Raw genomic sequence first — 21536 nt, 5'->3', positions numbered from 1 at the left:
ACAATCTGCAGTTTATCAATTTTGTGATCAGTACGAGTTATCCATTTCACGCATTTTCTTTGCTGATAATGCTTTTGTTCTCCACTGAGAAGGCGACTCACCAAATACTTTACTGAATCGTCGACTAAATGCAGGTAAATTTTCATAACCGACAGCAAAAGCGATGGCTTCAATAGAAAGATGCTGTGCAGCAAGCAATTGTTTGGCCTGATTTAATTTTTTAAATCGCCAATACTCCGCAATACTACAACCCAGAGAATGCTTGAACCGACGCTGTAATTGACTGACACTTAAATGACAATGCTGCGCCACTTTGCTTACATTTACCGTATCGGCAAAATAAAAATCGATCCAATTTTTTGCCTTAATCACCGTTCGGTCCAACTCTGGAGAGAACGATTTTGTAGCATAATGCACGAGTAATTGATTAATTAAACAATCAGTCAAAAAATCACCTTCATTCGCCGCTAAATGATAGTGTGTAAATTGTACGAGCTTTTTAATGCTCGTCGTTAAATTAAAGGCATGAGAGCGCTGTTCTCTATAGAGATTATTTGGGTTTGCTACATCAACCACTAGAAAAAGATTTTCCTGACTTCCCGAAAAACAATGCCGTTCATTGGGGGCTATAAAAACACCAACCTGATGATTAACAATTCCAGAATAATGACCTGCTTCCAACTCCATAGAGCCAGCAAGCGGTAAAACCAATTGCGCAAAATCATGAGAGTGACTGCAGCTTTCAGTATGGTAGGAGCGAAGATCAACATGATGGGTAATCAATTGCACGACTCACTAAAAAAACATTTTAAAATAGGACCAATTATACCATAGGAATTTAAGGTCGGGTTTGGGCATTTTTTGTTTTTGACAGATATAGTCCCAAATGAGTGGTTGGCATTCACGCATCGAAAGGAATGGCTGAATCAACTAAATATCCTCTAAAATCTCTATTAGCAGACCTCTTTACACATGAATAAAATAATCACATAATGGCCAATTATTTATTCACCAAATGGTTTCAATCCAACCCCAATTTTTCTTCTATCCTAGCTTGGAGTCCGCGATGCAAAGTAAACATGAGCCAACAACAAATCAAGCGGCATTTTCTTTAGATGCCCTTTTTGAAGAAAGTATCAGAGAAACTGTAGATTTACCCCAAATCGAAGCGACAGCAGCCTCTGCCATGAAAATCCTGATGTTAGGTAATCAACAAGGCTATATCAATGAAATCAAGCAATTAGCAGAAGCCTGTGCGCAGATACTGGAACAAGGCTCTACTGTTGATTTGGTGGTACAAGCGATTCAATCCGGTATGACTGCCTCACATCAACAGGCACTGGACAAAATAACCAGTGAAATCGGTTTAGGACAATTTCAATTGAATCATTCCAATCGTCTGACTGTCATTGGACAGAATCTGGAAAAACGCGTTCGCTGCATGAGACACTACAAAGAAACTCCTCTTGCAGAACTTATTGAGGCCGTTACGACAGATACCTTGGTTCAAGCCAGTGCACGATTTGGCGCCAGCCTCGGTGATTTTGATTTTTTAAATTGTAAGCCAGGTTCTGCTAAACTGTAAACTTCTGAAGTAGAAGCTTTGCTCGTGCTGATTTAGGTTGGGCCTTGGCCCAACAAATCAACCTGGCCAGATGCGGCCAAGGCCCGACGTGCAGAATCATCTCTATAATTTAATGGTTAATACATCGGTAGGATGAGAGAACAATTGATTTTCCGCGATAATTTGTGCTCCAGAATTTTGATAAAATCGATTTAATGAAGGTTTTAAGGTATCCAGCATGATGAACTCAGCTTCTTTAGATTTTGCTATTTCCTTTGCTTTTTCGACAACTTGCTTGCCAAAATTTAATCCACGGTAAGTTTTATCTACATAAACATACATCAATTCAGTTACAGTGGGTGCTTTGAACTTCTTTTCATGAAACTCAGAGGCCATTTCTTTGGGAAATAAAGCAAATAAGGCCACAGGCTGACCATTAAAAGTTCCCACATAGACATGCTCCTTCAAGGAACTAAGAAGTTGCTCACGGTATTCAACTCCTTTGTTACGAATATAGCCCCACTCGTTTTCTGCCCAAGCAGCAACCGCTGGTAAATACTCCATACACTCAGATAATGGAGCAAAATCCAATTGATGTTTCAATAATGCAGTGCTAAAAAGTAACATGGTACATCCTCATTGCAAGTAAGCTCATGCTGGTCATTGAATTGAAGCGAATCCAAGTATGGTACTCATTTTTTTTAAAATTTGAAGTTTTTTATAGGACAACACACTGATTGAAACGATAAATCACTTTCTATTAAGGTTCAAAATCTTATAAAATTAAGGCTCAATCAAAAAGGGAGGCCATTTCATAATGTCTCTATGGAAAAAATTTAAAGCATTTTATAATGCCTCAGCTGAAAATCGAATAGGATTCTATAATTTCCTTGCCTTTCTCATTATTCCTATTCTAGGGATGACGATTTTGTATGTATTGGTTCGTGTTTTTTGGATAAAAGCATAGGCATGAAGGTGTCGTTAACACCCTCAGCCTGCCTTCTCCCAACCGTACACCCGGTGGAGAGGAAACTACTCCATGCTCCAATAATCTCCCATGGTAATCATGATGAGAACATGATTAGAGCTATTTGGCTTGTTCCACCTTGATATCTCGGGTTCCAGTTTTAGATTCCGTTTTCTTAGGTAAATCAACCCAAAGCATTCCTTTTTTAAACGTTGCTTTCGCTTGAGTCAAATCAACGCTAGTGGGTAAAGAAATGGATCGTTCATATTTCCCAAAGCTGATTTCTCGGGATATATATCGTTTGCCTTCATTTTTTTTCGAACTGGACTTTTCACCACTAATAGTGAGTACATTATCCAATATGGAAACCTTAATGTCTTTTTCGTCTAAACCTGGCATTTCTAACTGAACACAGAAATGATCTTTATCCTCAACAACATCCATTGAAGGAGCAAGGGCCAGTTTTTCAAATTGTCCCCAATTAAATTTAGCTGGTGAAAAGAAATCATTAAAATCACTAAATAATCTATCCACTTCATTTTGCAGACTTAAAAATGGATTTTGTGAACGATTAATTTGAATGGAAGACCCCTTGCTTGTCGAGCCTTTGCTGGGAGTTCCTTTCTTAAATTGCGTTACTTTGCTCATGATATACCTCCATATGATCTAGGGCATCTAATAAAATTCTGGTACATAACCCAGTTTTGTCAAATGAAGGCTTGTTTGGTTCATGTTTGAATGGGTCACCCCAAAAAAATCAAGAATTATTCAAATGGCGCCATTTAATGTACCACTGATACTCTATTATCCTCGCCCACCCCGACATCTTCAAAGCCCCAGCGCACTCTGTCACGCCGATACATTACAATCCATGCACGCGCACTGTGACCCGCGCCGGAACAACGCTAGGTACGAGAATGAATCAGAGATGATTTTGCCCAATCCAAACACGTCAACTTAACGGACAATCACCTTCTGGATTGCGTGTGTTTCGGGGTTTCGGTATTGCATCCAAAGTAATAAAAAGGCAATAACGGGCATGAAGATATCCGTCCAAAATACGCTACCGGCATTGCCAGGCTCAAAATTATGAGCAACAATCATTTGATAAAGATGCACACCCGCAGCCCCCCATAAGAACAGGGCAGGAACTATAATCGTTGCCGCACGAAAGGCAATTGAACCTCTAAAGCTGATTATTCCATTCACAGCAATTCCTAAGCTGGCAAAGCCGACTTCCGTTTGAAATGGGCTTTGTGGCCAACCAATAAACTGGGCGGTAAAATCCCCCAGAAAGACATGCATTATAAAGTTAAATAAAAAGGCTAATCCGATATTAAACAACAAATACCAAGAAAAAATGATTTCAATAACCTTCGCTTTTTTCTTCGGTCGTGCACGGAATAACCACTCTAGAAGAGCACCTACCAATCCCAGTATAAAAAAAGTCATTGTGTCATTACGCATTGCCAAAACAATCAAATTAACCATAACATCATCCGTTGATCAGAGACTGTATTTAAATAATAAATTACCCTAAAAAGAGCAGTAAATACAATTTATAAAGATCTGCATCCCTAGTTTAATGCGATTGAATGCTTTATTTTTGAGCAAATCTTGTTTGCAGGTGAATCAAGATAATGATTCAGAGTGCTACATGGAATAAGATTGATTTATACGACTTCATTTCACCCTTTAACTTAATACTAAGGTTAACCAGAATAAACTATAGAGTCCATCTGAATTAACATGATCAATCTTTCATACAAAAGAAAACAATAAAGTACAGATTAATTTTTTCGCATACAATTAAGACAAATGAATTTCTGTATTGAAATACGGCTCAAAATGAGGAGTCTGATGTTGTTCCAGTTAGACAGCGTATTGAGATGTAATTGATGGAAAATAATGAAAAATAATTCTCAAACGTGCAAAATATCAAAACGACTCCATGAAATAAATCAGCCTTTAACAGCATTTAAAACCAATTTAAGTGGTTGCGAACTGAGATTGCAAAAAAATCACTTAAGCCCAGAGCCAATGGCTAATGATTTGCAAAACATGCAATACACTGAGTCATTGCAAAATAAAATTTATTCCATGCCAGACCTTAGAACGCAAGATAACTTTACCGACACACACAGTATGGATGTTCTGGTCGCAGAAATTAACTCATTGTATTCCTATGAACTGGAATACTATAACGTTGGATTAATTATGGATTTTCATAAAGCTACTCCTTATTCCATGAAAAGGGCTGAATTATTAGCCAATGGCATATGTTTTCAAATAATACTAGATCAGGACAGGTAATGGATAAGCCTTATACAAATACAACCATTTTTATCGTTGATGATGATCCAGAGATTTGCCAATCATTTCGTTGGTTATTTGAATCAATAAATCTTCAAGTTCAAACTTATGAAAATGCCCAAGATTTCCTCGATAATTACAATAATGAGAGCGGATGCTTGATCATCGATGTACGTATGCCTGTAATGAGCGGTTTAGAATTACTCGAGCAATTGAATGAATCAAAAAACCAATTGCCCATAATCCTCATCACAGGTTATGGTGATATTACAATGGCCATCCGCGCTATGAAAGCAGGAGCCGAAGATTTCATTCTTAAACCAGTGAATCATCAGAATTTATTGGATATAACACAAAGATGCCTTAAAAAAATTAAAAGGAAGATGACGCTGTCTCAAATCGATTTTCAGGAGCGGATGAATAGCTTAACCAAACGTGAAAAACAGGTCATGCATTTGGTTGTTGAAGGCCACCTTAATAAACAGATTGCTTATGAACTTAATATATCGATATCCACAGTTGAAGTTCATCGTGCAAATGTCATGAGAAAAATGCAGGTAAAATCGCTAGCTGAGCTGATAAAAATTAATCTGATTTATGATCGGGGTATTCTATCCACTGCTGTCTTGAATGAACCCGCGTGATTTTGTGCCAGCTCATGAATCACTACAAGTCAGTAGCATGGTTTCAATGCAGTTAATCTCATAATACCTGTGCTTGATTCATTTTTACTTTACCAAAGCAGTAGAATTCATTGAACTGTTCGTTTAATCTACACCCACTTATTACAAGTCGATTAACATAGGTTTTCAAATATGCTACGTACACTACCAAGAACAATTATTTTGACTCTGTTGTGCTCAGGGATTTTAAGCAAGCCAGCATTGGCACACGCTCATCATGAAACAAGCTCAGTAGGCAGTCCAGGGAATGCGGCAAAAGCTACAAAAACGATTCAGGTGACTGCTTCGGATGACATGCGATTTAACTTTTCACAAAAACCTACACTTCATGAGGGTGACATCATAACCTTTAAAGTAACCAATATTGGAAAAGTACCTCATGAATTCTCGATTGGTGATGAAAAGGAACAAAAGGCACATCAAGAAATGATGCGCGCAATGCCAGGCATGGTCCATGAAGACGGTAATACCATTACCATTAATCCAGGTGAAACGAAAACATTAACCTGGAAATTTAAATCAAATCCCCAACATGATGTTGTATTTGCCTGTAATATCCCGGGGCATTTTGAAGCCGGTATGTACCAAAAAGCAACGATTGCGAATCCTTAATACCAATCTCTCAGTCCCCAAAGTTTTGGGGACTCGTCGTGTATCTATTGAAATAAAATGCGGTAAAAACTGAACTCTTACTAAGTTTTGAGGCAGACTTGCAGGACGAAAATGAAATTTAAAACAGACCGACTCAATGAATATAATGCCCCCATGATATTGGTTAATTTTTGCTATAATTAAGATCTCATTCAATATAAGGATATCGCAATGAAATTCGATCACCAAACGACATGGGTTCTTGCTGCGGACACCAATACTTGCCGAATTTATAAATCAACCACAACGCCTTACGATCTAAAATTAATAAAAGAATTGCAACATCCTCAAAGTAAACTAAGGGATATTGAATTAACTTCAGAAAAACCAGGTCGCTATAATACAGCGACCACAACTCGAGGAACCTATACACAACAATCTGATCCCAAAGAAATAGAGATCGATAATTTTGCAAGAACAATTGCAGAAGAATTAGATCATTCCAGAAATGCTCATGAGTATGACAAGCTTATTGTAATCACAGGACCGCATATGAATGGGCTTTTATTTCATCATCTCAACAAGCATGTCCATCATTTGGTAACTCATAATTTAAAAAACGACGTGATTCATTTGACAGAAAAGGAGTTGTCTGACTTTTTACGAAAGAATTTATTAGCATAGCTGAAAGCAGACCTAGCCTACGAAAGTCCCGCAGCCTAGGCCTTGGGAGATAGAGGAAAAATTTAAAATAATAAACCCCTTTATAGCGCGGTGCTTTATACAATGGTTGCCAAACTATGTTTTCATTTTACGCGCCACTCCGGTTTGAATGGCTGCCTGTTTCACTGCTTGAGCCACCCTTTTTACCACCGTCGTATCAAACACACTAGGAACAATATAACTACAGCTTAAATACTGTTCCTCTATAGAGCTTGCTATAGCGTATGCCGCGGCGAGCTTCATTTCCTCATTAATCTCTGTAGCCATACAATCCAACGCGCCCCTAAAAATACCAGGAAAGCAGAGTACATTATTAATTTGATTCGGATAATCACTTCGCCCTGTTGCGACAATGGTCGCATATTTTTTTGCGTCTTCAGGCATTATTTCGGGTATGGGATTAGCCATTGCAAAAACAATTGCATCTTGGTTCATTTTTTTTATGTCTTTCGCATCAATCACACCAGGTTTTGAAACACCAATAAATACATCTGCGCCCTTTATCGCATCGTGTACGGTACCTTTCTCAAGATTAGGATTTGTATGTTCGGCATACCACCGATGAACTGGACTTAATCCGGGCTTCCCGACATAGAGCACCCCTTCACAATCACAACCAATAATATTTTTTACTCCTAAGTTGAGTAACATTTTGGTACATGCCGTCCCTGCAGCCCCAATACCTACGACAACCACTTTAATCTGTTCCAATTGCTTCTTAACCAATTTGAGTGAATTAATCATTGCAGCAGCCAGCACTACTGCTGTGCCATGTTGATCATCATGAAATACCGGGATATTCAATTCTTTCTTGAGTCGCTCTTCCACTTCAAAACAACGAGGTGCAGCAATATCTTCTAAATTAATTCCACCAAATACTGGAGCAATATTCTTAATCGTAGCAACGATTTCATCCACATTTTGGGTATTCAAACAAATAGGAAACGCATCAACATTTGCAAATTCTTTAAATAGTAAGGCTTTCCCTTCCATGACAGGAATGGCAGCATAGGGCCCCATATTTCCCAAACCTAATACTGCTGTCCCGTCAGAGACTACCGCGACAGTATTTTTTTTAATTGTGAGATTAAAGACATCTTCCGGCTTTTTATAAATCGCAGAGCAAATTCGCGCCACCCCCGGGGTATAGGCAATGGACAGATCATCACGTGTCTTTAACGGAATACGACTTTTAATTTCAATTTTTCCGCCCAGATGAGCCAGAAAAGTTCGATCAGATACGTGAATGACCTCTAAAGTAGGGATAGTCCGCAGTTGTTCGACGATTATTTCTGCGTGTTTGGTGCCACAGGTGTAAATGGTAATATCACGTATCTGGGCATCTGTTTCAACACGGACGATATCAATCGCACCAATTTGCCCGCCTTCTTTTTCGATAGCAGCTGCTAACTTACCAAAAGTGCCAGGAGTATTTTTCATGCGGACTCGCATCGTAATGCTATTCGAGGCAGAACACTTTTGATTTCTCATAGCAGCTCCTTATCTCATATTTAAAAAATAACTCCTAAATTTTTTCTTTAAAAGCTTAATTATACTCGTTGCCACCATCCTCATTGGTTGAATTGATAAACTCCATATCCATTGGTTTTCCAGGAATTGTTCGATTTTCACGAGCCCATTCACCCAAATCAATGAGTTTACATCGGTCGGAACAAAATGGCTTAAACGGGTTTTCTGGATACCAGGTATTTTGTTTTCCACACGTAGGGCAGATAATTTTTTGATGGTTATTCATAACAGTCTTCGTTAATTGATGTAGCACGGAGTATGCGATAGACAACCCGTAATTTTCAACTCAATGCTTCTATTTATAAGTTAAGTATAGTACTTGGCTCAATTTATCATTGATATGAAAACTCATGTTTTGCAGGTTAAAGTTCTTGTGTTCGATCGAAACATGGGTGATCAAAAAAACAACTATGTATTTATTTTTGCAACAAGAGAGTCTTGTTTGTTACCATAGCGGCAATTTAATTTAAGTCTTAAAAAAATGTCTGATAAGAAATTCGATATTCTTTCGTGCACCATTGATCAGGATCAAGTGGTCGTTGCTCAACAATGGGCTGATACCTTTATACATAATGCAAAAGATGATGTTGCAGTCAATATGACTCAGCTCTTACTGGCTTGTTTGGCTTGCGGTGACTTCATGACTCGTTCTTATCTATCCAAGTCATCTAAATTGCAAGCACCCTCCGATCAATTAACCATCGCTGATTATGTATCCCACGCAAGTCGCATTATTCTTGACTATCAAGAGCTCAGTGGAACCAATAAGAAAGAATTATTAAATTACTTCCCTGCTCCAGAATCACAAAATACTGTTTTTTCGCGCTCAGCCACCCATAATGTGACTCGCAGTGGCGATGGTACAGCGGTTGAAGGGAAAGGGTTTCTTCTGGGAATTATGGGGCAATTACCCGGAATGATTAAAACACCCCTGGATTTTGGTATTAATATTGCCATGGGTGGCATGGGAAAGACGAATTTTTATGGAAAAAAAATAGCCAACAATGGATGCAGCGGCCATTTTTATTTTCACCGGAATGATTACGATAGTTTGCTTCTGCTTGGATTGGAACAAACAGCACCTGCAGCCTCGGCTCTAGAATTCCTGTTAGGAGCTAAAAAAGATCCTGATGAGGTACAACAAAATCACGATCAATTTGGCCAAGGTCATTCCTTAAAAGGAGCTTCGGACACCTATACTGCTGCCGGTTCTTTGTATTTTAGCGACCCGGTTTATCAAGCAAAACTTCTATTGGAAAAAGGCGTTTTTCCACCGGATAAATACGGCGCAATGCGAGTCACGATTACTGACGAAAATTGGCCATATATCAAACAATTTTTAGATCAATTAAAAAAAGCGAGTCGTGAAGATGAAAGTCATCAAAAGCAACTGTTAGATTTACTCCTAAGCAAACCTAAAACAGCAACTCCTGCTCAAGGAGAGTACCTAAGTTATATTGCACTGGATTTCGATAGTTATTTGAAACGTGTGTATCAAGTTTTTATTGCTGAAAGTCCATTGGATGCTGAAAATCAATTAACTCTCTTTAATTTACAATCTCAATTATTAGCGACCATTAAAAAGTTGCAACAAGGACATATTGAGCATTATGAGACCTTTAAAGATCAAATGGCTCTAATGCTCCAAACAAAAAATACGCCACCAGAGTACCAGCAGGCCATTCTTCGTATTCAAAAGTTATTTGAATTGCAGCTGAAAATTGATCCCATACTGAAGCAAACCCATGAGGAACTTTTATTAAAAAATCTATACGATGATTTACATGAAGAAAGTAAACTGCTCCTGGAAAAACTGTTGCGAATTCAAAAGCATTTTCAAGAACTAGCTAACGAAAAAGAGAACGAGTCGCTAACCCACTTTCTCCAACAAATCGACAGGCACATTAAGGAGCTGCACAAATCATTTCCCACTTGTTCAGCAGACATGGATTTATCCTCAAGTTGGGTCATGTGTGATTATCCTGTTTCCATCTCCATGGACTCTATTGAGCAATTAAAAAAAACCATAGAACGCGCTGAGTTATTTACCAAACCCATCGCATTAACAGGCAAAAACGCAATTGCTTTCCCTGAACTCATACTAGGCTGGGAAGAACAACTCCTACCTTTTGCTCAAATCAATCTTATTGATTATGCAGAATTAAATCTGAGCGATTTGGCGCAACAATTTAATGATTATGTGGACAATTTAGCCCAAGAATCCGAGTTATTTAACTTGTGGGAACATCAGCCCGCTCAAACAACGAATATCCTTGCTGACTTTTTCATGAAACAATCCGAATTTGAACTCGGACAAACTCTTGTGGGACAATACCGTGAAAGTACCCTCCTAAAACACTTATTTTCTCTAGACCTTACCGACCTGAGCTCATCGGATTTTAAACCCTATGCAGCGCTTAGTAGTGAATATAAAAAACATTACCCTAATTCATACTGGTGCCAAGTCAACGAACTTCTTACAGCAGGCTCTGATGTATTACTGATGCTGCGTGCTTTAAAAATACTGCAGACGACTAAGTCTTCCTGGGAAGGTATGAGCGCTACAGTCACTTTATTTCAAGAGGCTGTAGTGCGATTTAAGAAAGCAAATGACGCGCTACAACGTTTTCGCAGCACGTTGCAGAAATCTTCTGTAGAAGTTTTTGAAAGCCCTTTTTTCTACTCCATCAATGATGAAACACTGCAACAAATGAATGGTATACAACTTGCCGGTATCTGCCTGGAAGAACTGAACGCGGCCACACCGAGTATTTTGGTAAACCGCATCATGAAAAATCAAGCACTGTGGCAAACTATCGATCAAGCATTGCAAAATGAAGCATTTACACTGGGTAACGATGTCGAGAATAAAATCATCACCTTACGTCAAATCCGGCATTTTTGGGAATTAGTCCAGCAATTTAAAGAACATTCAGATCTCGAAGCCAAGAGGGGCTTTTTTGCGAAACTGCAGTATGCAGCGACAGAAACCACCGGTCTCTTTGGCGCGGCTGAAACGATTGAACAGGCGCAAATGGAGTTGCAACACCTGGAGGAATACGTACAGCAACGACTCAATTTAGCAACAGAGGAAAATAAACCCGCTGCACTGAACTTATTGGAAGAAAAATATAATAAGCTTCCAGAACATGAGCGAAATCACTACGCCTCTCAATTGTCTCAGGTAAAAAAAGAGATCTATCAATTTTATCTGAGGCAAATCAATTTAGCGCAAAATATTGAAGAACGAAAAAAAATAGTGCCTCTCTTAAATCAATTATTTGTGAAACTACCTCCTGATCTGCAAAAGCAATTTGAGGTGGAACATCAAACCCGACAAATAGAAGGTATTTTGTATGGGCTGTATGACCGCTTAAAAAAAGCCACCTCAGTCGCCGATAAGAAAAGAGTATTCGATGATCCTATTTTTTCGAAAACCATCGAGGATTTTGAACAGTTAAGTAGCACATTAACCGCTGAGGATGCTCAAAAAACTCATAAACAATTGATACGAGACCAAAAACTTTATGAAAAGCTTCTTGAAACTGAGGTTATTAGCCAAGAGTCCCCAGTTGAACCTATAGATAAACTTGTAACGCAGTTCGAGCCGACTCTGGACAAAATTGTCCCCTCTCTTCAAAGCCAACTCATAGGAGCAACGCTCCATGATCCCATTTTTCGACAAGTAATTCTGAAAAAAATAGAAAATAATAAACTCTCCTCTGTAGTGATCCATGATTTGCTCACTCTAAAGACGTTTCGCGATAAAAAAATGAAACTCAGCAAAGAGAAAGGATATGGAAATGAATATGATCAATCCCTCAATCAATTTTATGAAAAAGCATTGAACATACGCTTATCAGGCCTTCCCATAAAAAAGCAAGCAGATGATTTAATGGAAGCGGCCAAAGATGAATTTAGTCATCGTCACGATACGCGCCGACTGATTGCTGATATTGCGATGATCATTACGGGTATAGGACTTTTTGCAGGATTCGCGCGTTTAGCCGCTGGAAAGACTTTCTTCTTTAGTACTGCAAAAACAGATAGAGAAATTGAGTTAAAAAATCAATGGCTTTGCGACTACCAAAAGGTGCCACCGAAGGATGAAAATGAGATTCCTTTACTTGCCGCTCCTGCAGCCTAAAAATTAAGACCACAAAGAATGGTAGGAGCCAAGATCCAATGACACCCGCTTTAGAGTAACATTCTTCTTTGCGTTACCCATAGTTCGGGCAATTTAATGCCCGAACTATGCCGCATAACAATGTGAAAATAGACTATATGGTTAAGCCTAAAAAGTGCCCTACCGATATCCGCTCTAGCCTCAGAAATTAGAATCAAAATCGACAATAAAAAACCATTGGATAAATTGGAAAGAATTCTGAAACTATTCTATTCTTAAAAAACTTGAGTCATCGATTCAAGCAACTATTTAATTTTTTTCTATAAGGATATAAATAATGAATGCATGGAACAGTGTAATTTTTATGAAAAGCAATAAATCTATGTCTGACATGAATGCAATGGCAAAATGGGATGGCGTAGAAAAAATGTGGTCTACATCAGGCGACTGGGATTGGTGCATAAAATTAGATCAAAAATCATCAACTCCTGAAAAGGCAGAGGCTTTTGTTGCACGTATGCGTGAAGGACACTGGGCAACAGAAACCCAAACAAATTGGTGGAAAGAAGTTCCTGCAAAATAAATAGTCCACTCGGAGCCAAGTGCTCCGAGCTTACTAGCATTTCAAACTCGAGTCTGTTGAAACCCTCAGAGGTCGACTTAAATCCGCACATCCTTTCCCTACTTTCTCGAAATTCATTAAATAATCAAATTGTAAGAAATTGTTACTAAAACATGCTTGGCAACACGATTTTTTATAAAAAGCACTGCAGTACGTTAAAAATAAATTCCCTTAATAAGAAAAAAGTTTTAAATTTTAATTTTTACCCTAATCCACTCATTATGAAATCAAGACTCTTATTTTTATTATTATTTTTTGTCAATGCAGCATGTGCAGATCCATGGTTCACAGGACCTTTGCTTGCCCCAGCTGGAAAAACAATACCCGCAGGCCATGTTAATTTTGAACCGTATGCGTTTTATAGCGGCTACCCCCATGGGTTTAGAAATTTTGAAGTGACGCCTATTGTGAGTTTAGGAGTGCTCAGCTTTTTAGATTTACAAACTGCTTTGCCTTATGATTACAGTTGGGATAAAAACCAGCATGGAAACGGCATCGGAGATTATAGCTTAGCTGCTGGGGTGCAAGTTTTGCGTGCAAAGGAAAACTCCTGGATTCCCGATCTTCGTGTCGTCGTCCAAGAAGTTTTTCCCACTGGACGCTATGAAAATTTAGATCCCAAAAAATTGGGTACCGATCAAACAGGTTTGGGTTCATTCCAAACCTATCTGGGTTTTAACTTTCAAAAATTGGTTTTATTACCAAATAAACATTATTTACGCACCCGTTTAAGTTTGGTGGGAGCCAAATTTAGCGATGTCACCGTCAGTGGAGTGAACGCTTTTGGCGGTACTCCCGATACCGTAGGTAAGGTAAAGCTGGATAACAGTTATTCTGCTGACTTGGCATTTGAGTACACACTCACACAAAACTGGGTTCCTGTTTTCGAAGTGTTATATGTACACAGTCCAGGAAGTAATTTTGACGGTAATCCCGGATTTACTCCAGGCGGAACAATTGCGGGTTTAGGGGGAAGAGCAAATGAACAGGTTTCGTTGGCTCCGGCTGTTGAATACAATTTTAGCCCCAATCTGGGTCTTATTGGCGGTATTTGGTTTTCTGTCACAGGACCCCATGCAGCTGAATTCGTCACTGGCGCATTGGCCCTGAATTGCTATTTTTAGTTCTAAAAACATAGAAACTGGCGTTTTTCAGTTGTATAATGCAAATAATTTGTTCACTTTTATCAAGAGTAGGTTGGGCTCTTGGCCCAACAGCTCTTTTATAAACCGCGACGTTGAGAAGCAATGCTCCCTAATGTTAGGCCAAGGCTCAACCTACGCAATAGAATGCAGTGTCCATCCATAGGGTAAAAATCTAGAGAAAAGGCATAAAAAGTATGTACTCATTTTTTAATTTTAAGACGTTCAATACGGCATTAAAATTAACAGCTCAAGACCGATTATTTATTTATGTTTTTAATCAGGCAAATGATAATAGAAAACTGGCATTAATTAAAAACCAAAAAATTGAGGTGATTACTCGAATAGCTCATCACGACCCTGTTTTTGAAGCCTTTTGTAATCGTGAGGAATTAAAGGATTATTGGGAAAAAATTTGGTGTGCCTCTGGGGTGGCCTTATCTCAACAAAAAAATGTCCCTTTAATTTTGTTTTTCTCTCATCCTCAGTTAAATCAGTTTTCTCTGGTCCGAGGCACCTATTTTTATTTTCTCTCTCAAGAAGTAAGAAAAGAAATGAACATTGATTTTGGATTTTCTGAGATGGAAGCCATTAAGATGGCGATTCGATACGGTTCTGTTCATGCAATTCAGCGTTATAATGAATGCATTTACTCGAAACTTCAGCATGCAAACAATAAAGAGTCGGAAACGCTTTACCAAGAACTTATCGCCAATAGTAAGCTCATGCTTCCCCATTATGGCAGTTACGGATACATGGTTTTAGCCGAGGCAATGGCTCATTACTGTTTCTGGTTACTCCAGGATCATGAAGCGGAAAAAGCCCAGGAAATCTACATTCTTGTTTTAGAGTCGCTGGATTATGCCCAGCTCATTTTAGAGGACAGCCAGTACAGCATACACAATGCAAGTTTTGGACAAGGCCTTAAATACAGTAATTCTCTAGGATTTGAATCTCCGTCACAAGCAAAAGCTTTTTTTAAAAATCAATATGATGCGTTATTTGAGCCCGTTCAAACAACTCGTGTACAACCGCAATAATTAGTCAAAAATAAAACAAATAGTCTATATTATAATTAATTCATATGATCTTATTTATCGAATAAGAAAGAGGATATTATGCCCAAAATTTATATTCACTATGCAGCCAAAGATAACACGCTGTTCATCTCAAGTTATCATGAAAAAGTCCAGTCCAAACTTAACGCTTTTTCCCTCGTTAGAACAAAAGATTTGAAATCAACAGATTTGCAAAGTTTGGAGGGAGATCTTCCTGAATCATACGATAATGAGGTTGTAAAAGACAAACTGCTCGAATTATTAACTGAAATTAACAATATGGGTCTAGAATTTGCGACAGTGATCTATAGAGGTGATTTAAACCTCTGTACAAAACGCAAGGATGATTTGGCAACTTATTTATTTGATGGCACAGTCGATCGCTTTTTTGCTGGAAAAGAGGTGCAGTTCATTTTAGAGTCAGCCAATAAAGAATATGTAGAGGGTGCAATAGATTATGCAGATAGAATCGGATTAACCAACGCAGTGATTCAAACTAAAAGTGGGACTCCAAAAGGCCAAGAACTCTCTAAAACCTACCCTAAACAAGAGCCTGCAATGGATGTATCCGTTCCCAAACCCAAAGCATCTGAACTGGCACAATCCAGTGTTACGGTTCAAGATTCCCGTGTTTTATCGGATGCCCTGGGAAAATTTGGCAGTTTCAGTCCTGCGAGCGCTGAAACCAATTCCGCACCAACTAAAAAACAAGATGTAGAAGGCACAGAAGAAACACCTGGCCTGACTAATTAAGAGATGTTGAGCTTAAGAGCTCAACTTTCTTTATTTTGTAATACCTGAATTTAACAAAGCCATAAATTCATAAGGACTCATTTGACGAGAAAAATAAAGTCCTTGCCCATACTTACAACCATATTGTTTGAGTTGCTCTCTAATTTCCCGATTTTCTACCCCATCGGCCAAAACCTCTAACTCAAAGGTTTTAGCCAGATTAATAATCGCTTCGACAATTTTAGCCTTCTTCTTATCTTTGACCATGTTCAAAATAAGAGATTTCTCGATTTTTATTTCATTAATAGGAAAATTGACCAGATAAATAAAGGAAGCATAACCACTGCAGAAATCATGTATTGCTATTTTAACGCCCAGGTGACTTATTTGGTTTAATACATCTTTTGATTTTGCTTGATCTGCTAAACAAGCACGTTCATTAAATTCGAGGATCAAATACTCAGGAGAAATTTTATTTTCATCAAGCAACTTCTTTATAAAAACAGGTAATTTTTTATCAATCGCGTCTTGAACGGATAAATTAACTGATGCAAAAATTTTATGTCCCGCATTATGCCAAAGCGCTAATTGTTTGGTGACATGGGTTAACATAAACGAGGTTAATTGTTGGCTTAAACTGGAGCCCTCAATTAGGGAAATAAATTTTTCCAAACTCATTAATCCATATTTTTCATGTACAAAGCTGACCATAGCCTCAGCACCTATGATTTTACCCGTTGCCAGTTCCACTGTGGGTTGAAAATAAATCTTCATCTCTTGATTTTCTATTGATTTTTTTAAACCATTCATCACCATTCGGTTGGTAGTGAAATCCTCCTCCATATTGGGATGATAGAGAGCGAAAGGTTTGTCCTTTTTTCTTGCATGAAAAACTGCTGTCCGAGCATGACTCACTAATGTGACTTCGTCATTCCCATCATGGGGATACACAGCAGCACCTGCCGTGGTTGAGATGTTTATATGAATATTGTCCACTACAATATCAAGCGTAGTTGCTTCTATAATGGCATTCAGCAGTTTGTCCCAATTAATCTCTTTATTCAACCTGGGCAATAACAATGCAAATTCATCACCCTCCATTCGCGCCACGCTATTAATACCCATAGTAGCCTCGAGCATAAAAGGAGAAAGCAACATATCTTTTAATTTTTTTACGAACTGGATTAAGACACTATTGGCATTAAAATTACCAAAATTGTTATGAATTGATTTAAAATCATTCAATTTTAACAAAATAACTGCCAACTCATTCGGGGTTTCAATCTTATGAATGGCTTGTTTAGTTTGCTCGTGAAAAAGTAGGGAATTAGGCAGCTGAGTAAAAAAATCATGTTCGCTTTCATATTTTAGTTTTGCTTCCAGATCGCCACTTTTATAAAGAAGTTCCTGAGTTTTATCAGCAACTAGTGTTTCTGCCGTATTGGCCAACCCATAGCAAAACGACTGCCCCCAATAAGCGAAAAGAAATGGGCTTAGATCAAGAACCCAAATGGCAGGATTGGTTGTTTGAGCTCGAACAAAACCATTTAGGTTGATAAATCCTGTTATTTGGTATGACACAACAAGTGATGCAATAATGATGCTACTCACCGAAATGCATAATCCTATATAAGCATACTTGTTCACGTAATCTTTAAAGACAATTGAAGTCTTTGCGAGTTTGTAATTTATATCCATATCAGTCAGTTTTTTATCTCCATATGCTAATTTTAGTACTTAATTTGGAATGTGGGTTAACCTTGGCTGTCATTAAAAAAATTCCCGCTGTCGCCAGCGGAAGAAGAGCTGGGGTTTGGGTTCATTTAGCCCTAATCAATATCCTCATCCTCCCTCAAGATACCTTTTCCTCCATTTCCGTCATTCCAGGGCAACGGGGAATGATGGAAACAAGGAAATAAAGAGATTGCTTCGTTTCATGAGATGGGAACAGTACAGCTGCAAAAAATTAAATTGACAGCATCAAGTCTAATTTGATATGTTAAGCAAATAATAGATAAAATTTAACCAATCTTACTCAATATGAATCATTGCCATAGTAACCAAAGCAATACGCTCCCTGCAGTGTTCACTGCACAAGCACTGCCATGCCCTGATTCGTTACCTTCAGCAATCTCTTTCGAAACGATTATTATTATTTTGCCCTCTTTACCCTAGAGCGGTCAGCTATTTCTTGTCCCGAACCTCTCTAGGGAGGAAGTATCGGGATTTCAGAAATAACTGATTTTGAAAACTGGAGGGTACTGTGACTCAAACGAATACTTTTAGCTTAAGAAACAATTTATTGCCTTTTGTTATGTGGCTTTTCCCACTTTCTTTTTTTGCTCTTCAATTTATATTGCGCCTGTGGCCAGGATTAATGATGCAAGAAATCATGGCTCAATTTTCAATCGATGCATCCAGTTTCGGTTTCTTGGCAGCATTTTATTATTATGGATATGCAGGAATGCAAATCCCTATGGCGCTGTTGTTAGATAAATTTGGTGCCAGAATCATAGTTTTTATCTTTGCCCTCCTTTGCGGCCTAGGCGCCCTACTTTTTACCTCCACCAATAATTTTCACTTAGCATTATTCAGCAGATTTTTAATTGGAGCTGCTTCGGCTGTTGGTTTTTTAGGTGTATCCAAAGTAGTTTCTGAATGGTTTAGTAGCAATCAATATTCGCACATGATCGGTTTTTCTTTTAGTGTGGGACTTTTAGGAGCAATCTATGGTGGCAAACCACTAAATCAATTGATCTCGACCTACGGTGGCCAGCATATTGGATTAATCTTAGCTCTATGCTCTATAGGTGTAGGATTTTCAACGTTCTTAATCTTGCGTACGCCAAAAAATCTTAAAACTATAAAATCGAGCAACATAAGCAGCTCCCACTTAGCTGTTTTATTCACTTTAAAAAGATTATGGGTTCTTGCCTTGGTTAATTTGTTAATGGTTGGTGCGCTGGAAGGTTTTGCTGATGTGTGGGGAGTCCCCTATTTAATTACCGCCTATGGTTTTACTAAATCGGATGCAGCCCTACTCGTCTCTTTTATTTTCGTAGGTATGTTATTTGGCGGACCAGTACTTGCTATGCTTAGCAAAAAATTAGGGAATTACACTGTAATAAGAATGTGTGGCTTCGGCTTAGCCCTGGCTTTTTTGCTCCTTCTTACTGAGAATTTAAGCAATTGGTGGATACTTAGCGCGCTTTTCTTTACGGTTGGACTCATGTGCTGTTATCAAGTAATTGTCTTTGCAGCAGGATCTACCCTTGTGTCCAAGACCCATTTAGGAATAACCATCGCTTTTCTAAATTGTATCAATATGTTCGGTGGGTCATTTTTCCACACTTTAATCGGTAAAATTATGGACTCTTACTGGGAGGGTGGCGTTGGCGCAAATGGATTAAGACAATACAGCCTTCAATCCTACCATCATGCCCTACTGCTGATACCAATCTGTGCTCTTTTGGGCGCACTATTGGTTTATTTAATTCAGAAAACGGCTGAGAACCCAATGAATGTAGAATCTGAGAAACAGACCGCGCTTGTTGATGTCTAACTGAAAAAACACACGCTCTCTGGCTGGGCCTTAAGGAATCGAGCGCTTTTTGGGGGGCGTTGGTGCGCTCAACACAAATGCATTACTCTTTGGTGCACTCAGCCACCTTCATGAATGAATCCCTGCCTTCGCAGGGATGACAATGGATACGCGATGAAAAGAATGGACGCCAAATGGTGTTCAAAATATGACGGTTCCGAAAAAATAATAAACGGTGCCGAGCAGGCAATAAACAGCCTTGCACATCGACTGAATTCAGACAAAGGAAAAGCGCGAATAAATCACAGCTACAATATCTTATCGCAGGATCCAGATCACAAATCGGTCGTTATAGAAAAGAGAGCTTTTGAGCCCGAAATCATTCATTTCAATCCGTTATTTCATCGAAAAGCACACGTTACCGTGGATAAAGACACAAAGCATGATGACACGATGTCTCAAGATCACGATTTTCCTAGTTCATTCGCTTCATCAACTGATAAATAAGCTAATTATGGGGCGTTTTTGTGACAGGAACAGAAGAACTTTTTGTTTTCAATTGGATCATGATATAGCCACCAACAACTGCAATCACAATTAAACTAACCGACATAAGCGGTCGTGTAGCAAACCAAGCGATTGCCGTCACCATGAGCCACACGCTCGTCCCTAATAGAAAAGCAGCAAATCCACTACTGGATCTTACAATGGAGCCTAAAAATGGGAGTACATCGGCTAAAATCACTAAGGGAGTCACAATCTTAGAAAATCCCCAGATCAGGATAAATAAGGCAACGAAACGCACCCCCCATGCGAGTGACGTGTTTTCTGCTTGAGCCTGATGAATCATTTCTTCTGATGAATGTTCGCCTGTGGATAATAGCATGACTGTTTGCCCTGCGGGTGCACGATATGCTTGAAGAGTATTTCCAGTTTGTTGCGCAATAATACTGACAGTTTGGGGCTCAACAACAGCTAGCGTAATTCGTAGATCACCCAACTGGGGATTCTGGGAGTCTTGTCCGACATATAATTCATTGTCCCTGCTTAGCCCAACTGGCTTATTTAATTGGTCCTTTAGCCTTTCTTTATTGACCTGAGATAAATTGACCGGTCGACTGACCTGAATCTGTTTAATCAACTCATCAGGCAGTAAAAAATCACCTACGGTCACTCCTTTCGCATACTGTACTTGCGACTTAACCGGCATAGAGGCTGGGTTTTGATGTCCTGTGGGGTTTGCAAAATGAGTGCTGTCAATTAAACTTTCCGACCAAGTGTGATCATAAGTATAGGTTTTTGTTTTTTTTTCAGATCCACCTGACAGTGATTCCGTTCTTGTTTCTGTTTTTTCCTGCCATTGATACATTTCAACTTTACGATTAAGGCAAATAGCATTGATTGTTATCCCTAATAAAGCATCGACCAAATTTTCTTTAGTGGTGGCAAAACCGCTCAAATAAACTACTTTGAGATTGTTTTGCTGATTGATAGGAGCATTGGGTATAGGAATGAGAATATTTTCTGCTTGCGCCAAGGACTGTGCCCTATGTAAAGCGTGTCCTTCGTTCCAAAACACAAGAACAATTGCGCCGGCAATCAACACAATTCCAATAAGGATATCCGCAACAGAATCTTTTAATCGGGAAGACCAGGAGGTTGTTGTTACTTCTTCATCCATGATTGATGCACTTCCTTATTTGAACCAGCTCGTTAGAGGCTGTTAAATGTCAAGCGACTCTAGAAAACAATACAATACCTAATGATAACAATCAATTAGGGTCGGAGTAATTAGCGGATTGTGGAAGCTATAAATCCGCCTAAATTTTACGAAATAGACACCCGGAACCTAAGATATTAAGGCATGTGCTTTTGGTTTTTATTTGACTTTTTAGACACAAAACCAATCCAGTTGTTGAAATATAGATCATATGGCAGTAAAAT

The 21536-nt window shown here is 38.7% G+C and carries 21 protein-coding genes; 13 read left to right on the top strand and 8 right to left on the bottom strand.

What is annotated here, in order from left to right:
* Positions 1-27: 27 nt before the first annotated feature.
* Entirely contained in the window at positions 28-783 is a 756-nt protein-coding gene (locus tag OQJ13_RS12930) for an AraC family transcriptional regulator (RefSeq protein ID WP_322783760.1), read from the bottom strand.
* Positions 784-1066: 283 nt separating this feature from the next.
* On the opposite strand from OQJ13_RS12930, the gene OQJ13_RS12925 reads away from it, so the two are divergent.
* Positions 1067-1585, top strand: a complete 519-nt coding sequence (locus tag OQJ13_RS12925; protein WP_265711229.1) for a hypothetical protein — start codon at positions 1067-1069, stop codon at positions 1583-1585.
* A gap of 102 nt (positions 1586-1687) precedes the next feature.
* Here OQJ13_RS12925 and OQJ13_RS12920 read toward each other — a convergent pair whose 3' ends face one another.
* Entirely contained in the window at positions 1688-2191 is a 504-nt protein-coding gene (locus OQJ13_RS12920; RefSeq protein ID WP_265711228.1) for a GNAT family N-acetyltransferase, read from the bottom strand.
* Between the two features lie 190 nt (positions 2192-2381).
* On the opposite strand from OQJ13_RS12920, the gene OQJ13_RS12915 reads away from it, so the two are divergent.
* Positions 2382-2531: a hypothetical protein gene (locus tag OQJ13_RS12915; RefSeq protein WP_265711227.1), complete on the top strand. Its 150-nt coding sequence runs from the start codon at positions 2382-2384 to the stop codon at positions 2529-2531.
* Between the two features lie 120 nt (positions 2532-2651).
* Here the strand turns inward: OQJ13_RS12915 and OQJ13_RS12910 are convergent, their stop codons facing one another.
* A complete protein-coding gene (locus OQJ13_RS12910; protein WP_265711226.1) occupies positions 2652-3179 on the bottom strand; it encodes an Hsp20/alpha crystallin family protein in 528 nt (175 codons plus the stop codon).
* 309 nt (positions 3180-3488) lie between these two features.
* A complete protein-coding gene (locus OQJ13_RS12905; protein ID WP_265711225.1) occupies positions 3489-4022 on the bottom strand; it encodes a DUF6790 family protein in 534 nt (177 codons plus the stop codon).
* A gap of 417 nt (positions 4023-4439) precedes the next feature.
* On the opposite strand from OQJ13_RS12905, the gene OQJ13_RS12900 reads away from it, so the two are divergent.
* The 4 genes from OQJ13_RS12900 to OQJ13_RS12885 all read left to right on the top strand — a co-directional run bounded on the left by OQJ13_RS12900 (position 4440) and on the right by OQJ13_RS12885 (position 6802).
* Positions 4440-4844, top strand: a complete 405-nt coding sequence (locus tag OQJ13_RS12900; protein WP_265711224.1) for a hypothetical protein — start codon at positions 4440-4442, stop codon at positions 4842-4844.
* The gene (locus OQJ13_RS12895; protein WP_265711223.1) at positions 4844-5488 is read left to right on the top strand and encodes a response regulator transcription factor; all 645 of its coding nucleotides are present in this window, start codon (positions 4844-4846) and stop codon (positions 5486-5488) included. Before OQJ13_RS12900 ends, OQJ13_RS12895 begins: the two co-directional genes overlap by 1 nt.
* A gap of 171 nt (positions 5489-5659) precedes the next feature.
* Positions 5660-6139, top strand: a complete 480-nt coding sequence (locus OQJ13_RS12890) for a cupredoxin domain-containing protein (RefSeq protein ID WP_265711222.1) — start codon at positions 5660-5662, stop codon at positions 6137-6139.
* A gap of 210 nt (positions 6140-6349) precedes the next feature.
* Entirely contained in the window at positions 6350-6802 is a 453-nt protein-coding gene (locus tag OQJ13_RS12885) for a host attachment protein (RefSeq protein WP_265711221.1), read from the top strand.
* Between the two features lie 114 nt (positions 6803-6916).
* Here the strand turns inward: OQJ13_RS12885 and OQJ13_RS12880 are convergent, their stop codons facing one another.
* A complete protein-coding gene (locus OQJ13_RS12880) occupies positions 6917-8332 on the bottom strand; it encodes an NAD-dependent malic enzyme (RefSeq protein ID WP_265711220.1) in 1416 nt (471 codons plus the stop codon).
* 55 nt (positions 8333-8387) lie between these two features.
* The gene (locus OQJ13_RS12875; protein WP_265711219.1) at positions 8388-8597 is read right to left on the bottom strand and encodes a DNA gyrase inhibitor YacG; all 210 of its coding nucleotides are present in this window, start codon (positions 8595-8597) and stop codon (positions 8388-8390) included.
* Between the two features lie 255 nt (positions 8598-8852).
* On the opposite strand from OQJ13_RS12875, the gene OQJ13_RS12870 reads away from it, so the two are divergent.
* From OQJ13_RS12870 to OQJ13_RS12850, 5 genes are all read left to right on the top strand, one after another.
* The gene (locus OQJ13_RS12870; protein WP_265711218.1) at positions 8853-12518 is read left to right on the top strand and encodes a LepB GTPase-activating domain-containing protein; all 3666 of its coding nucleotides are present in this window, start codon (positions 8853-8855) and stop codon (positions 12516-12518) included.
* A 316-nt stretch (positions 12519-12834) separates the two neighbouring features.
* On the top strand, positions 12835-13080 hold the full coding sequence (locus OQJ13_RS12865) for a hypothetical protein (protein WP_265705011.1): 246 nt from the start codon (positions 12835-12837) through the stop codon (positions 13078-13080).
* 260 nt (positions 13081-13340) lie between these two features.
* Entirely contained in the window at positions 13341-14243 is a 903-nt protein-coding gene (locus OQJ13_RS12860; protein WP_265711217.1) for a transporter, read from the top strand.
* A gap of 215 nt (positions 14244-14458) precedes the next feature.
* Entirely contained in the window at positions 14459-15301 is an 843-nt protein-coding gene (locus OQJ13_RS12855; protein ID WP_265711216.1) for a DUF5630 domain-containing protein, read from the top strand.
* Positions 15302-15379: 78 nt separating this feature from the next.
* On the top strand, positions 15380-16072 hold the full coding sequence (locus tag OQJ13_RS12850; RefSeq protein WP_265711215.1) for a hypothetical protein: 693 nt from the start codon (positions 15380-15382) through the stop codon (positions 16070-16072).
* A gap of 30 nt (positions 16073-16102) precedes the next feature.
* Here OQJ13_RS12850 and OQJ13_RS12845 read toward each other — a convergent pair whose 3' ends face one another.
* Positions 16103-17749, bottom strand: a complete 1647-nt coding sequence (locus OQJ13_RS12845) for a putative bifunctional diguanylate cyclase/phosphodiesterase (protein ID WP_265711214.1) — start codon at positions 17747-17749, stop codon at positions 16103-16105.
* Between the two features lie 616 nt (positions 17750-18365).
* Here OQJ13_RS12845 and OQJ13_RS12840 point away from each other — a divergent pair.
* The gene (locus OQJ13_RS12840; protein ID WP_265711943.1) at positions 18366-19613 is read left to right on the top strand and encodes an MFS transporter; all 1248 of its coding nucleotides are present in this window, start codon (positions 18366-18368) and stop codon (positions 19611-19613) included.
* A 153-nt stretch (positions 19614-19766) separates the two neighbouring features.
* On the top strand, positions 19767-20099 hold the full coding sequence (locus OQJ13_RS12835) for a hypothetical protein (RefSeq protein ID WP_265711213.1): 333 nt from the start codon (positions 19767-19769) through the stop codon (positions 20097-20099).
* 1 nt (position 20100) lies between these two features.
* Here OQJ13_RS12835 and OQJ13_RS12830 read toward each other — a convergent pair whose 3' ends face one another.
* Positions 20101-21273 (bottom strand): TMEM43 family protein, encoded by a 1173-nt coding sequence (locus tag OQJ13_RS12830; RefSeq protein ID WP_265711212.1) that lies wholly within the window; start codon positions 21271-21273, stop codon positions 20101-20103.
* Between the last annotated feature and the right edge of the window lie 263 nt (positions 21274-21536).

Origin of the sequence: Legionella sp. PATHC035, from assembly GCF_026191115.1 — a bacterium.
Lineage (GTDB): Bacteria > Pseudomonadota > Gammaproteobacteria > Legionellales > Legionellaceae > Legionella.
This window is presented reverse-complemented; position numbering and strand designations above follow the sequence as displayed.

Coding starts and splice junctions, on each gene's coding strand:
- OQJ13_RS12925 (WP_265711229.1), top strand. CDS start 1,067: ATGCAAAGTAAACATGAGCCAACAACAAATCAAGCGGCATTTTCTTTA.
- OQJ13_RS12920 (WP_265711228.1), bottom strand. CDS start 2,191: ATGTTACTTTTTAGCACTGCATTATTGAAACATCAATTGGATTTTGCT.
- OQJ13_RS12915 (WP_265711227.1), top strand. CDS start 2,382: ATGTCTCTATGGAAAAAATTTAAAGCATTTTATAATGCCTCAGCTGAA.
- OQJ13_RS12910 (WP_265711226.1), bottom strand. CDS start 3,179: ATGAGCAAAGTAACGCAATTTAAGAAAGGAACTCCCAGCAAAGGCTCG.
- OQJ13_RS12905 (WP_265711225.1), bottom strand. CDS start 4,022: ATGGTTAATTTGATTGTTTTGGCAATGCGTAATGACACAATGACTTTT.
- OQJ13_RS12900 (WP_265711224.1), top strand. CDS start 4,440: ATGAAAAATAATTCTCAAACGTGCAAAATATCAAAACGACTCCATGAA.
- OQJ13_RS12895 (WP_265711223.1), top strand. CDS start 4,844: ATGGATAAGCCTTATACAAATACAACCATTTTTATCGTTGATGATGAT.
- OQJ13_RS12890 (WP_265711222.1), top strand. CDS start 5,660: ATGCTACGTACACTACCAAGAACAATTATTTTGACTCTGTTGTGCTCA.
- OQJ13_RS12885 (WP_265711221.1), top strand. CDS start 6,350: ATGAAATTCGATCACCAAACGACATGGGTTCTTGCTGCGGACACCAAT.
- OQJ13_RS12880 (WP_265711220.1), bottom strand. CDS start 8,332: ATGAGAAATCAAAAGTGTTCTGCCTCGAATAGCATTACGATGCGAGTC.
- OQJ13_RS12875 (WP_265711219.1), bottom strand. CDS start 8,597: ATGAATAACCATCAAAAAATTATCTGCCCTACGTGTGGAAAACAAAAT.
- OQJ13_RS12870 (WP_265711218.1), top strand. CDS start 8,853: ATGTCTGATAAGAAATTCGATATTCTTTCGTGCACCATTGATCAGGAT.
- OQJ13_RS12865 (WP_265705011.1), top strand. CDS start 12,835: ATGAATGCATGGAACAGTGTAATTTTTATGAAAAGCAATAAATCTATG.
- OQJ13_RS12860 (WP_265711217.1), top strand. CDS start 13,341: ATGAAATCAAGACTCTTATTTTTATTATTATTTTTTGTCAATGCAGCA.
- OQJ13_RS12855 (WP_265711216.1), top strand. CDS start 14,459: ATGTACTCATTTTTTAATTTTAAGACGTTCAATACGGCATTAAAATTA.
- OQJ13_RS12850 (WP_265711215.1), top strand. CDS start 15,380: ATGCCCAAAATTTATATTCACTATGCAGCCAAAGATAACACGCTGTTC.
- OQJ13_RS12845 (WP_265711214.1), bottom strand. CDS start 17,749: ATGGATATAAATTACAAACTCGCAAAGACTTCAATTGTCTTTAAAGAT.
- OQJ13_RS12840 (WP_265711943.1), top strand. CDS start 18,366: ATGTGGCTTTTCCCACTTTCTTTTTTTGCTCTTCAATTTATATTGCGC.
- OQJ13_RS12835 (WP_265711213.1), top strand. CDS start 19,767: ATGAAAAGAATGGACGCCAAATGGTGTTCAAAATATGACGGTTCCGAA.
- OQJ13_RS12830 (WP_265711212.1), bottom strand. CDS start 21,273: ATGGATGAAGAAGTAACAACAACCTCCTGGTCTTCCCGATTAAAAGAT.